Below are 13,388 nucleotides of genomic sequence, written 5' to 3'. Positions count from 1 at the left end.
AATTTGAGATTTACAATTTACGGATTTAGTCATTCAGTTGCTACAGCAACTAAATGACTAAGCCCATAAATCAAAAAATATCTAAATACTAATATCCCGAATTGATCAGCGTAAACCTTCCATCGTTGTAATACTCGTCGGGTCTTGGCTTTAATGGATGGCTACGTTGGTATTTCAGGAAATCATCATAGTCCTGTTTATGTAATGCAATCCATGCTTTGTAACCGGCCTGGTTGGCGGCAGGGCCAAACAGCCATTGGTTATATGATTCAAACATGCCCGCGCGCAGCAGGTCACGTTGAAAATCGAAGAGGGCAAAAGGATACTTCATGCCGTAGAAGTTATACCAGTCCAGCAGAAAACGGGTACGTACCATTACCAGTACCTCCGGATCTATACCGCCGGTCACCACGTTGATTTGTTTGCCCATGCAGGTTTTATAGGCCTCCACAAAATCTGAGCTGCCTTTTTTGCCTTTTTTGTCATCAGGCAGCATGGCGTCAAAAAGCGACGGGTCGTTGAATAACTTCTTATAAGATTCCAGTACAATATTCCTTATTTCAGCCGTGCGGGTGGTAAAACTTTCCATATTCATGAAGGTTTCACCGTATAAGATGCACCATAACGGAACGTTGCTGTAATCGTATGTTTTGGCGGCATTATAATAGTTACCCGGAAAAGTAGGGTCCTGTTCTATGCCTTTGAGCCAGCTACGCAGGGCGCCGTCATACATTTTAAAGTTCATCAGCAGGGTACCGTTATCGTTGTATAACTCGCCACTGTTGGGGAACTTCTTCAGTGCCCGCTCATACATGCGTTGGGCAACTTTCCACTCTTCCCGGCCGATATAGATATTACCGGCAATCTGAAAGGCCTGTACATCCACTTCTTTATTGCTCAGCAAGGGTTCTATCACACTTTTGGCTTTTACCAGGTCTCCTTTCAGGTAGAAGGTGAAGGCCAGTTGCTTCTTATATTCATAATTATCCGGCTCCAATTGTAAAGCCTGGTTCAGCACCAGTATGGCGTTGGAATAATCTCCGGTGCGAATAAAGCCGGAAGCTGTATTGTACAACTCTTTGGCATCCTGGGCTACTACCGCCTGTGAAAATAAAACTCCCGCAACTATAAAAGCTTTCAATAAAGAAGACCGTTTGTTCATCCCTTGTCTGTTCGTTTGCTGTAAAAGTAAGGAAAATGGGGTAATGTGCCACGGATCAATCGATGACCTGGCTGGAGGAGGAAAATCTGGTTTATATATTTATTTATTTTTTATTTGTTGAGATGAAAACACGATGTAGTAAAAAGAGAGCTACGATTAATACCACGCCACTGCCAATTACCCAAATGGGATCAGTAAGGAAGCGTTCGAGGCGATAGTCAAAATTGTCATGGATGAAAAAGAGAGGCAACAAGCCCGAAAAATTAAAAAGAAAACGGGTGTAAATATTAATACTGAGATTCCCCGTTTTATAGTACATCCAGCTATGCAAAACATTCGCGGCTACGATATATACCAGCAATATAGGAGACAAGTAGAAAGTAAATGCAATAACACTAATATTTAAGATTGCTGTGATGGGAGAATATTTTTTCAGAAAACTGTCTAATAGTATACCCCTGAAAAAGGCCTCCATCATAATGGGCTCAAGCAACAGTGAAATAACAACAAACGCTAACGGGTTTTCCCTTGCCAACCTAATGCCAGGAGCTAAATGGCTGAGTATATCCAGGTGAAGCCATTCATATATACCAATAAAAAAAATACTATAACAAAAGGTAATGAAAGGTAATAGTATAATTACCAACCCGGAAGGCATTGCAAGTGAGAACCGGAAGGTGGGTTCCGCTTTCCGCTTTAGGATTAAAGAGATAGCTAGAAACAAACAAAATAGCAATAGAGATACAGTAGATAAAAAAATATAATAATCAACCTCACCAGTCTTTTTTGAGAAAAACATCACAAACATGGCGTTAAAGACCATCGCTATTACAAAATAGCAAATTGGGAACACCCAGGCCTGGGCAATGTTGGGGAAGAATTTCTTTTTCTCAGTAATCAGCAAAGGATCATTATCGAAAATGCTTTCAGAGGTAGTCATAGGTTGAATAAGGAATAATAAAGCTCCCCGGCGACTATATCCCCGGGGAGAGAATAAATATTTTAAATGATATGTGTGATAAGTCCGTCTCTCAGCTTCGGTTCAAACCAGGTACTCTTAGGAGGCATTACATTACCGCTGTCGGCAATATCAAACAACTGTTGAATGGTAACGGGATACAAGGCAAACGCTACTTTCATTTCACCGCTGTCAACCCGTTTTACCAGTTCTCCTAATCCACGAATGCCGCCTACAAAGTCGATCCGCTTATCGGTGCGCTGGTCTTTGATACCCAGTAATTTATCCAATACATTATTAGAAAGAATGGTCACATCCAGGATACCGATGGGATCTGTGGTATAGGTGCCGTCTTTGGCTACCAGCCGATACCATTTGCCACCGAGGTACATACTGAATTCATGCAGCATGGAAGGCTGTTGTGGCAGATGGCCAATTTCCTCTACCGTGAAATCGTAGTCGAGCTGCGATAACAACGCCGCTTCACTCAGGCCGTTCAGGTCTTTCACTACGCGGTTATAATCCAGTATCGCCAGCTGACTGGCGGGGAAGATAGTCGTCAGGAAATAGTTAACCGGATTTTCTATGGAGGTAATTTTGCCGGCGGCTTCCATTTCCTTTTGTACAAGGCTGGCAGAAGCGGCGCGGTGATGCCCGTCTGCAATATAGGTGCAGGGCACTTTATCGGCAAACAGGGAAGTGATATCCGCAATGGCAGCAGGTGCATTAATCACCCAAATAGTGTGCTGTATGTCATCATCTGCGGTGAAGTCGTATACCGGTGGATGATGTTCCTGCCATTGATCTATCAGTGCGTTGATTTCCTGTACATCGTTATAGGCCAGGAAAACATTACCGGTTTGTGCCTTCGTGGTTTTAATATGATTGATACGGTCCAGTTCTTTGTCTGGCCGTGTGAATTCATGTTTCTTAATAATACCGTTGTTGTAGTCGGCAATGGATGATGCGCATACGAGGCCGGTTTGAGCGCGCCCGTTCATCACCAGTTTATAAATGTAATAAGCAGGCTGGGCTTCGGGAAAAAGTGTGCCTTCCGCGATCATACGGCGCAGATTTTCAGCTGCTTTATCATATACCTGCTGGCTATGGGTGTCTATCCCTTCCGGCAGATCTATTTCAGATTTAGAAACATGATAATAAGAATTCGGGTTACCGGCGGCGGCAATTTTTGCTTCTTCCGAACTAAGTACGTCATAGGGCCTTGCGGCTACTTTTGGGGCCAATTCTTCCGTTGGCCTCACTCCGTTAAAAGGTCTGATAATAGCCATGATGAATATATATGTGAGTAGTAAATGTAAGGATAAAAACAACGAGTAACCAATAACGCACTACGGAGTTGCGGACAGATCGCAGTGATCTGTCCACAACTCCGTAGCTATAAAGGAGAAAAAGTTGTTATGCCTTTTTCAGTGAGAAATATTTCATGGCTTCCACCATTACTTCTACGCTCTCATAAGGCAGGGCGTTATACATAGATACCCGGAATCCGCCTGACAGACGATGTCCTTTGATCCCTACAATGTCTTCTTTCTTACAGAATTTCAGGAACTCTTCTTCCATTTCCGGCTTATCCATAATAAAGCAGGCATTCATTTTACTACGGTCTTCTTTTACCACGGTGCCGCGGAACAGCGGGTTATGGTCAATTTCATCGTAGAGCAATGCTGCTTTTTTATCATTTATTTTTTCAATAGCAGGAATACCACCTTGTTCTTTCAGCCAACGGAGGGTAAGCATGGAAATGTATACGGCGAAAACAGGAGGCGTATTCAGCATAGAACCATTTTCGATGTGGTTCCGGTAGTCCAGTATAGCGGGTATTTTACGCGATACTTTGCCCAGCATGCTTTTGCGTATTGCTACCATCGTAGCACCAGCAGCGCCCATGTTTTTCTGTACACCTGCATAGATCAACGAGTACTTGTTGAAGTCCATACTACGACTCATAATGTCACTGCTCATGTCTGCTACCAGGGGTACATCGGTAACAGGCGTCATTTGCCACTGTGTACCATAAATGGTATTGTTAGTGGTAATATGCAGATAACTGGCCTGTGGCGGGATGGTAAACTGCTTTGGGATATGATTGTAGTTGCTTTCTTTGGAGCTGGCCACTACGTCGGTAAAGCCAAACAATTTTGCTTCTTTGATAGCCTTATTGGACCATACACCGGTATCTACATAAGCAGCCGTTTCACTGCTTTCCAGCAGATTCATGGGTACCTGCATAAACTGTGTGGTGGCGCCGCCATGTAAAAAGAGCACTTCAAAGTCATCATCAAGCTGCATCAGTTCCCTCACCAGGTTGCGCGCCTCGTCCATCACCGCCATAAACGGTTGTGTTCTGTGTCCAATCTCCAGTATAGACATTCCCGACCCTTCAAAGTCGATCAGCGCTTTACTGGCCTTGTACAATACCTCGTTAGGTAATACAGAAGGACCTGCGTTAAAATTATGCACCTTCATGTTACGATTCAGATTAAATTCATTTTTTGATCTTTCCACTTTGTTTTGGTTTTTCTAAGGAAACGGAAAAAAAACGGCACGGGTGTTTTAAAATAAAACCTAAGGTGCGTGGTGTAGGATAGGCTAAAAGATGGTATGGGCAAAGATAAAATTTCTTTTCTAATTATTAAGTATTACCATAAATATTTTAGCCCTTTTACTCCTCCCTCACCGGTAATTGCCCCTGTAACCACTGCTGTTGCAGCTTTTGTACCTCCTGTAATTCTTCCGTGGTAAGGGTTGTATGCGTTAGCTCCCGTAAGGAAGGCTGCCCTGCATTTACCCAGGCCGTATACCAGGCCGCTGCTACCGCTGCGATGGCATTTTTCATGCGACGGGATACCATATCTCCCATCGATAAATTATACGCTTTCGTATAGTCATCTGCGTAAGTACGTACTAATACGCCGTTTCGGTTTTCATAAGCATATTTACGACCCGGAGGGAACTGCGCACTTAAACGTTTTTCATACTGCAGTACTGTATCAGCGGCTTGCCCGCTTATCCGGATAATATCCCAGATAAACGTGCGTGGCTCCCGGATATAAACGGCTTTCCCGGCCCAGTAATCAAACTCCTGGTCGGCCAACAGCTCAGGAATGCGCGACTCCCATAAGCCATGTATGCCCGTTTGCCCGGTAAACTGCCCGTTATGATTGGAACAGGCATGCAGGGGAACATGTGCATCTGCTACATAGTGACCCAGTTCGGCCGATAGCTGCAATATGCGTTGCTGATCGCGGTCACGGAAAGCTTTGGTGAGCATCGCCATCATCTTTTCAAGATGCCAGGGTAATAGGCCATTCTTATTCAGAGAGTCTGCAGTATACCGCGCTACGGCATCCGCCCATTTACGGGGAATGTGGTCGTATGGCGGCGTGTCAAATAAATCAATATCTATGAAATGTCTGGCGCCTTCCGCCGCTACAGCATAACGGCGTTTATCCGGGTCCGTGGCATGTACGGTAAGATATTCCAGTGCCGGCTTATACAATATCATCATCTCCGGGGGCAGGCAAAATACCGCCAGCCGGTTAATTCGTTGATGCGCAAAAAATCCCCAGGCATGGGCATCTGCACATGATAACATCAATACAGTAAACATTACGGAAATCCGCAGGTAGGCGTGGGTTAACATATAGCTATATTTTTTTGGGAAGACGAATATAGCCATTTTTTTTCCGCAAAAACGGAAAGTAACACCTTCGTGTTTTTGCGGGAAAATTGAATTAAATATTAGTGACGCCGCCGCTCACAGCAAACTTCATCGCTTCTCCGGCTGATATATTGGTCAACTCTTTTACCCGGTCTTTTGGTACCATAAACACTTTACCCGTAATGGCATAAGCATGGGGCACATATACCGCCATATAGCCCTCCAGCCCAAAATTGCTCACATCCGTTTGTGTAATGAACCCCATCTCCCAAACATCTACCCCATAAATCTGCACCAGCACCGGATGGTCAAATTTTTTCTTCTCACCTACAAAGGCATCAAACACATCCTTAATAGAGGTATAGATGTACTTGATGAATGGCGTGCGCTCCAGCAGGTGATCAAACAAATCAAATATTCTCCCTATAATAAAAGAAGAGCTAAGATACCCTACCACAATGATCAACAGGAATACCAATGCAAATCCTACCCCCTTGTATTTCAGAAAACTGAAAGAGGCGCCATCCGGAATCATCTCTTTGGGAATAATGTTGTCGATAGTAACAAAAGCCCAATACAGGGTGAGCGCCGTAATCCCTATGGGAGCCAGAATAAGCAATCCCTGAAAGAAGTAACGCAACAGCCTGGATGCAAATACTTTAAGTCTGAGTTTTGGCGACATGGTTCGTGATTAGAAACGCAAAATTAGTCAATAAAGCGAAAGGCCGAAACCTTTCTATTTATCATTCAATGTTGCTACATGTAAAAAATAAATACTGGAAACTTTGGAAGTTTGGAAAGTTTCCATAGTTTTGTGATGCATAACAAGAGGGTTATTGCTGTAAAACTATGGAAGTACAGGAACGTATTATGGACACGGCTTTCAGCCTGTTTCGTCAGTTTGGTACCCGCTCGATCACCATGGACGACATCGCTGTAAAAATGGGCATCTCCAAGAAAACATTGTATGCTCACTTCACCGATAAGGATGATATGGTTACCCAAACCATCAGCCGGTTCATAGAAGTGGTAAATGAAGAATGTCTGACAGACCGCAAAAAATCCAGAGATGCTATTGAGGAGCTTTTTCTGGTAATGGATATGATCGATCGCCGCCTGAGAAACATGAACCCGGTGATTATGCTGGATCTCAACAAATTTCACGCAAAAGCATACCAGGTTTTTGAAGAATATCAGAACAACACCCTCGCTACCATGATCCGCGAAAACATGGAAAGAGGCATCAGTGAAGGGGTTTACCGCCCGGATATCGACATCAGGATATTAACACAATACCGTATTCACTCCTGTATGATTTGCTTTAAACCCGAAATCTTCCCCGGTAGCTATGATATGAATAAAGTGCAGAGAGTATTGCTGGAGAATTTCTTATATGGAATGGCCTCCGTGAAGGGATACCAACTTATTGAAGAATATAAACAACTATCGCAAAATAAATAACACTATGCTATCAATCAAAAGGCTCATCAGTACGGCTTTTATGGTGTTGTTGCTGTCAATATCCATCTGTGTGATGGCCCAACAGCAATTAACCACAGAACCAATCAGCCTGTCTGCGCAGCAAGCGGTAGACTACGCGCTGGCTAATCAGAGCTCCGTAAAAACAGCCAGGCTGGATGAATTGATCCAACTGGCCAAGAATAAGGAAATCAGTGGTATGGCATTACCCAACGTTGCTGGTACTGGGTCCTATCAGTACAATCCCATTCAGCAGAAGCAATTCTTTAACGTAGGGAAATTAGGCCCTCCGGGCGCATCAAAAGATACTTTTGCAGCTATATCCTTCCAATTACCGCAAAACGTATTGGGTGAAATAAGACTCACACAGACCCTCTTTGATCCCAGCGTACTGGTGGCATTACAGGCACGCAAAACATTGGAAACACTGGTAGCTCAAAACGTTGTCAAAACCCAGATAGATGTAAAGGTAAACGTATACAAAGCTTACTACAACGTACTTTCCGCCAATAAAGCACTCTCCATTCTATCAGAAAATCTGACTTCTCTGGAAAAAATTCTCGGAGAAACCAAAGAAATCTATAAGAACGGATTAGCGGAAAAACTGGATGTAGACCGCCTGGTGGTACAACATACCAATCTGCAAACAGAACAAACCAAACTCCGGAACCTCATAGAACTGGGCACTGCCGCGCTGAAATACCAGATGGGAATGCCGCTTAAACAAGCGATCACGTTAACGGATACACTGTCTACTGAGAAAATTGTAGCAGATGTACTGGATATGGATAAATTCGACTACTCCCAACGGATAGAATATAAATTGCTGGAAACGCAGAAGAAAGCCAATGAATATGATCTGAAAAGATATAAGTTAAAAGGCCTGCCATCCCTGCAATTATTCGGCGCCACCGGTGCGCTCAGAGGTAGTGAAAAATTTGACTACTTCCAGGGACAGATGTGGTACGGCTATGTAAATACAGGCCTCAACCTGTCAGTACCCATCTTCACCGGCCTGCAACGCAAACGTCAGGTAGACCAGGCATGGCTCAATGTAAAGAAAAGTGAAGTGGCCATTGAAAATGCAAAGCTCGGCATCGATCTCGAAAGAGAACAATCTGCTTCCACATTCCGGAATAATGTACTCACACTGGAAGCACAGGAAAAAAACATGGGACTGGCACAGGATGTATACCATACTACCCAAGTCAAATACAGAGAGGGCGTAGGTTCCAGCCTGGAAATGACCACTGCTGAAAATGATCTGCTTACTGCACAAAATAATTATTTCACGGCATTATTTAATGCAATCGTTGCTAAGGTAGATCTGCTGAAATCATATGGCAAACTATAAGCTTAACTATTACAATCACCATTTCACTACTATAAATATGACCAAAAGATATTCTTTCCTGATTCCCATTATCACGCTTGTACTGGCTGCCTGTGGCGGTGGTGGAGGAAATAAAGCGGAACAGCTGCAGCAGTTGAAACAGCAGAAAGCAAAGTTCAATGAAGATATCGATAAGAAAATTGCAGTGCTGGAAAAGGAAGTAGGTACAAAAGATACAGTACTGAAAATGAAAGACGTGGCCATAGCAGAAGTAACCGATACTTTATTTGAACACTATATCGATGTACAAGGTAGTGTAGATGCCCGCGAAAACGTAAACGTGTCTGCCCGTGTACCAGGTGTAATCACTGGCATCTTCGTAAAAGAAGGACAAACAGTAAGCCAGGGACAAACACTGGCGCAGGTAGACGATCAGGTATTAAAAGCAAACATGGCAGAACTGCGTACACAGATGGATCTGGCCAATACTTTGTTCGAAAAACAAAAGAACCTGTGGGCACAAAAAATAGGTTCTGAAGTACAATACCTGAACGCGAAAAATCAGAAAGAAGGTCTCGAAAGAAAAATTGCCACCCTGCAGGATCAAATGGCGCAAACACGCATCATTGCTCCTATCAGCGGTAGCGTAGATGCAGTGATTGCTAAAGTAGGCGATAACGCAGCCCCCGGCGCTCCAGCATTCCGTGTAGTAAATGCCAATAACCTGAAAATAACTGCTAACGTGGCGGAAGCATATGCCGGCCTGTTGAAAACAGGTGATCCGGTAGTCATTGCATTCCCGGATATTAACCGCGAGATCCGCAGCAACATTAGCTTCGCGTCTAAAACAATTGATCCGCTGAGCCGCACTATCAAAGTGGAAGTGCCGCTGAAAGCCGATAATAGCCTGCGTCCTAATATGATTGCACATATCCGGATCGTAGATTACGCCGCAAAAAATGCAGTGGTAATTCCGGTGAGCGTTATTCAGTATACTTCCGGTAAACCTTATGTAGTGGTAGCGCAAAATACCAACGGTAAAATGGTAGCACAGCGGAAAACAATAGAGCTGGGCCGCACTTATAATGATAAAGCAGAAATTAAAACGGGTTTGGATAAAGGTGATAAAATCATCACCACAGGTTTTCAGGGACTGAACGATAACGACCTGATTAAATTATAAAGGGGCTGCCATCAGCTAAAACCAAGTGTATGCAAGACAATCTCCATAAAGAATTTAAGCCTACCAGTTGGGCCATTGATAATAAGGTGAGCGTTTACGTTGCTACCATTATCATTGCGCTCGCCGGTATCCTTTCCTATATAAATCTGCCGAAGGAACAGTTTCCGGAAGTGGTATTTCCGCAGTTCTATATCAATACCATCAATGCAGGTACTTCTCCGGAAGATATGGAAACTACGGTGACCAAACCCATCGAGAAACAGCTGAACGGTATTTCCGGTGTGAAAAAGATTAAGAGTACTTCCATGCAGGATTTCTCTGCGATCACCATCGAGTTCAATGCGAATGAAGACATTGAAGCTGCCCGTCAGCAGGTGCGTGAAAAAGTGGATGATGCTAAAAAAGATCTGCCACAGAACCTCACACAGGAACCACAAATCGTGAAAATTGATGTGTCGCAGATTCCTATCATGAACGTAAACCTCTCGGGCGACTTCGACCTGCAAACCCTTAAAAAGTATGCAGATGATATGAAAGATCGCATTGAGGCGTTAAATGAAATTACCCGTGTAGACCTGGTGGGTGAACTGGAACGTGAAATCCAGATCAATGTGGACAAATACAAAATGGACGCGGCTAAAATCAGTTTTGAAGATATCATCGGCGCTATACAGGGAGAAAACATCACTATCTCCGGTGGTCTGGTAGCCATGGACGGTCAGAAACGTACCCTCAGCGTAAAAGGAGAATACAAAGATCCTGCAAAGATTGCTAATATCATTGTACGCGGACAATCAGGAGCCACTGTATACCTGCGGGATGTAGCCAATGTGGTAGACGGCTTCCTGGAACAGGAAAGCTATGCCCGCCTGGCTGGAAAAAATGTGATCACGCTGAACGTCATCAAACAGAGTGGTAAAAACCTGATTGATGCCTCAGATAAAATACAGGCGATCACAAAAGATATGCAGGAAAACTATTTTCCTAAAAATCTAAATGTAACGATTACCGCAGATCAGTCTAAATCTACCCGTGTTACATTGCACGACCTGATTAATACCATTATTATCGGCTTCCTGCTGGTAACCATCATCCTCATGTTCTTCATGGGTGCGGTGAACGCCATATTCGTGGCATTGTCTGTACCTATCTCCATGTTCATTGCCTTCCTGCTGATGCCGATGTATGGCTTTACGCTGAACATGATGGTATTGTTCTCGTTCCTGCTGGCATTAGGTATTGTGGTAKATGATGCCATTGTGGTCATAKAAAACGTGCACCGTATTTTTAATGAACGAAAGGAGCTGGGGATTGTGAAGGCCGCGAAGATCGCGGCCGGAGAGGTGTTCCTGCCGGTGTTTTCCGGAACGCTTACCGTATTGGCGCCATTCGTTCCATTACTTTTCTGGCCTGGTGTAATCGGTAAATTTATGTTCTACTTACCAGTAACGCTGATCACTACATTAGGCGCTTCACTGATAGTAGCTTATATCATCAACCCCGTTTTTGCAGTAGATTTCATGGATCGTCATGAAGGCGAGAACCATCCGAAACCAAGGTTTGATAAGAAATTCGCCACCCTCTCCGGTGTGTTTGCCCTGATTGCGTTGATTGGATATGCCAATGGCAGTGTGGGAGTGGGTAATTTTGTGATCTTCCTGTATCTGATGATTGTACTGGAGCGCTTCTGGTTAGGTGGCGTAGCCCGTCACTTCCAGCATGTGTTCTGGCCTAAAGTACAGGAGCGCTATAAACGAATTCTGAAATGGTGTTTGGTGGGCTGGCGTCCCGTATGGATTGTAATAGCCACTTTCGGCCTGCTGATTTTCAGTATCATGCTTACGGCTATACGAAATCCTAAAGTGGTGTTTTTCCCACAGGCAGATCCGAACTTTGTTTATACCTATATAGAATTGCCTAACGGTACAGATCAGAAGTACACCGATTCTATTACAAAAATTGTAGAGAACCGTATTAACAAAGTGCTGGGCCCGCATAATCCAATTGTGGAATCAGTGATTTCCAACGTCGCTAAAGGCGCGGGAGATCCTTCCCAGATGGACTTGAGCGTACAACCACAGAAAGGTAAAGTAACCGTTGCCTTTGTGGAATTTGGTGCCAGAAATGGTCAATCCACGGTACAATACCTCGACAAAATCCGTGATGCCGTGAAAGGTATCCCTGGTACTAATATCACGGTGGAACAGGAGCAGGGTGGTCCGCCAACAGGTAAACCGATCAACATTGAAATCAGTGGAGATAACTTCGATGAGCTGACAGGAACTTCGTTCAGACTTAAACGTTACCTCGATTCCCTGCAGATTGGTGGCGTGGAAGAACTGAAAAGCGATTTCGAAGCAAATAAGCCTGAAATCGTGGTAAACATCGACCGGGAAAGAGCAAATGCGGAAGGCATTTCTACCCGGCAGATCGGAAGTACGTTGCGTGCCGCATTATTTGGTGCAGAAGCTTCCAAAATCCGTGATGCCAAAGATGAGTATAAGATCATGGTGAGATTGAATGAGGATCAACGGAATAATATCAACAACCTGATGAACCTGAACCTGGTATACCGGGATATGAATATGGGAGGCGCTATTCGCCAGGTACCATTATCTGCTGTGGCAGATATTCACTACTCCAATACGTATGCGGGTATCAAACGTATAGATCAGAAACGCGTTATCACGCTGTATTCTAACATCTTAACCGGCTTCAATGCCAATGAGGTAGTGCAGCACATTGAAACCTCGCTGCATGATTTCAGCCATCCGTCTTCTGTAGTTATTAAGATGACAGGGGAGCAGGAGGATCAGCAGGAAACCATGAACTTCCTGATGATGGCGATGTTGGGTGCATTCGGTCTCATTTTGATGATCATGGTGACACAGTTTAACTCTATTGGTCGTCCGATGATCATTTTTATGGAAATTTTGTTCAGTATCATAGGGGTATTCCTGGGCTTCTCCATCTTTAAGATGAGTATTTCCATTGTAATGACTGGCGTGGGTATTATGGCGCTGGCAGGTATTGTGGTAAGGAATGGTATCGTACTGGTAGAGTTCACGGATTTACTGATACAGCAAAAAACGCCGGTATATGAAGCCGTAGTGGAAGCAGGTAAAACCCGTATGACGCCGGTAATCTTAACCGCTATTGCGGCTATATTGGGACTTATTCCTTTGGCAGTAGGCTTCAATATTGACTTTGCGTCATTGTTTAGTGAGTTTAAACCGCATATTTTCTTTGGAGGCGATAACGTAGCGTTCTGGGGGCCGCTGGCCTGGACCATGGTGTTCGGATTGGTGTTTGCTACCTTCCTGACCCTGATTATGGTACCGGTAATGTACGCCATGAACAAGCGTTCTATCGATGTGCTGGATTGGTATAACCTGCCGCGGGGACTTAAGTATGTCCCATTTGTGGTATTAATCATCAAAATATTCATGAAACGGTCAGATGTGAGGGCGTTACACGATCCTAAGTACATGTCTGACAAGCCATATAACTTTTTTCCAGAGCCAGAGGAGCCAATAGAAGAGCCGGTGGTAGGAAAGAAGGTAGGCGGGATCTCCGTTAATTAAAGATTTT

10 protein-coding genes are annotated in these 13,388 nt (G+C 44.1%); 4 read left to right on the top strand and 6 right to left on the bottom strand.

The window, feature by feature from the left end; genetic code table 11:
* Nucleotides 1-88 precede the first annotated feature (88 nt).
* The 6 genes from AC1DFM_RS13015 to AC1DFM_RS12990 form a co-directional block, all read right to left on the bottom strand.
* The gene (locus AC1DFM_RS13015; protein WP_477077171.1) at nucleotides 89-1,162 is read right to left on the bottom strand and encodes a tetratricopeptide repeat protein; all 1,074 of its coding nucleotides are present in this window, start codon (nucleotides 1,160-1,162) and stop codon (nucleotides 89-91) included.
* A 103-nt stretch (nucleotides 1,163-1,265) separates the two neighbouring features.
* Entirely contained in the window at nucleotides 1,266-2,102 is an 837-nt protein-coding gene (locus AC1DFM_RS13010; RefSeq protein ID WP_477077170.1) for a lysostaphin resistance A-like protein, read from the bottom strand.
* A 62-nt stretch (nucleotides 2,103-2,164) separates the two neighbouring features.
* Nucleotides 2,165-3,409: a DUF1015 domain-containing protein gene (locus AC1DFM_RS13005; protein ID WP_477077169.1), complete on the bottom strand. Its 1,245-nt coding sequence runs from the start codon at nucleotides 3,407-3,409 to the stop codon at nucleotides 2,165-2,167.
* Nucleotides 3,410-3,536: 127 nt separating this feature from the next.
* Complete coding sequence (gene serC, locus AC1DFM_RS13000; RefSeq protein WP_477077168.1) at nucleotides 3,537-4,646, bottom strand: 3-phosphoserine/phosphohydroxythreonine transaminase; 1,110 nt, start codon at nucleotides 4,644-4,646, stop codon at nucleotides 3,537-3,539.
* Between the two features lie 157 nt (nucleotides 4,647-4,803).
* Nucleotides 4,804-5,784: a zinc dependent phospholipase C family protein gene (locus AC1DFM_RS12995; protein ID WP_477077167.1), complete on the bottom strand. Its 981-nt coding sequence runs from the start codon at nucleotides 5,782-5,784 to the stop codon at nucleotides 4,804-4,806.
* A gap of 91 nt (nucleotides 5,785-5,875) precedes the next feature.
* Nucleotides 5,876-6,484 carry a DUF502 domain-containing protein gene (locus AC1DFM_RS12990; protein ID WP_477077166.1) on the bottom strand — a complete coding sequence of 203 codons (609 nt, stop codon included), beginning with the start codon at nucleotides 6,482-6,484 and terminating at the stop codon, nucleotides 5,876-5,878.
* A gap of 167 nt (nucleotides 6,485-6,651) precedes the next feature.
* Between AC1DFM_RS12990 and AC1DFM_RS12985 the strand changes: the two genes are divergently transcribed.
* From AC1DFM_RS12985 to AC1DFM_RS12970, 4 genes are read left to right on the top strand one after another with little or no spacing between them, the layout of a single operon-like run.
* Nucleotides 6,652-7,263: a TetR/AcrR family transcriptional regulator gene (locus tag AC1DFM_RS12985; RefSeq protein ID WP_477077165.1), complete on the top strand. Its 612-nt coding sequence runs from the start codon at nucleotides 6,652-6,654 to the stop codon at nucleotides 7,261-7,263.
* 4 nt (nucleotides 7,264-7,267) lie between these two features.
* A complete protein-coding gene (locus tag AC1DFM_RS12980) occupies nucleotides 7,268-8,635 on the top strand; it encodes a TolC family protein (protein ID WP_477077164.1) in 1,368 nt (455 codons plus the stop codon).
* A 37-nt stretch (nucleotides 8,636-8,672) separates the two neighbouring features.
* Nucleotides 8,673-9,797 (top strand): efflux RND transporter periplasmic adaptor subunit, encoded by a 1,125-nt coding sequence (locus AC1DFM_RS12975; RefSeq protein WP_477077163.1) that lies wholly within the window; start codon nucleotides 8,673-8,675, stop codon nucleotides 9,795-9,797.
* 29 nt (nucleotides 9,798-9,826) lie between these two features.
* Nucleotides 9,827-13,381 (top strand): efflux RND transporter permease subunit, encoded by a 3,555-nt coding sequence (locus AC1DFM_RS12970; protein WP_477077162.1) that lies wholly within the window; start codon nucleotides 9,827-9,829, stop codon nucleotides 13,379-13,381.
* Nucleotides 13,382-13,388 lie beyond the last annotated feature (7 nt).

The organism is Chitinophaga sp. 05T412 (assembly GCF_056396465.1).
The sequence above is the reverse complement of the archived record's forward strand: the minus strand, read 5'-3'. Positions and strand labels throughout refer to the sequence as shown.

Excerpts from the sequence above, each read along its gene's own strand:
- AC1DFM_RS12995 (WP_477077167.1), bottom strand. The coding sequence starts at position 5,784 with ATGTTAACCCACGCCTACCTGCGGATTTCCGTAATGTTTACTGTATTG.
- AC1DFM_RS12975 (WP_477077163.1), top strand. The coding sequence starts at position 8,673 with ATGACCAAAAGATATTCTTTCCTGATTCCCATTATCACGCTTGTACTG.
- AC1DFM_RS12990 (WP_477077166.1), bottom strand. The coding sequence starts at position 6,484 with ATGTCGCCAAAACTCAGACTTAAAGTATTTGCATCCAGGCTGTTGCGT.
- AC1DFM_RS13010 (WP_477077170.1), bottom strand. The coding sequence starts at position 2,102 with ATGACTACCTCTGAAAGCATTTTCGATAATGATCCTTTGCTGATTACT.
- AC1DFM_RS13015 (WP_477077171.1), bottom strand. The coding sequence starts at position 1,162 with ATGAACAAACGGTCTTCTTTATTGAAAGCTTTTATAGTTGCGGGAGTT.
- AC1DFM_RS12985 (WP_477077165.1), top strand. The coding sequence starts at position 6,652 with ATGGAAGTACAGGAACGTATTATGGACACGGCTTTCAGCCTGTTTCGT.
- AC1DFM_RS13005 (WP_477077169.1), bottom strand. The coding sequence starts at position 3,409 with ATGGCTATTATCAGACCTTTTAACGGAGTGAGGCCAACGGAAGAATTG.
- AC1DFM_RS12980 (WP_477077164.1), top strand. The coding sequence starts at position 7,268 with ATGCTATCAATCAAAAGGCTCATCAGTACGGCTTTTATGGTGTTGTTG.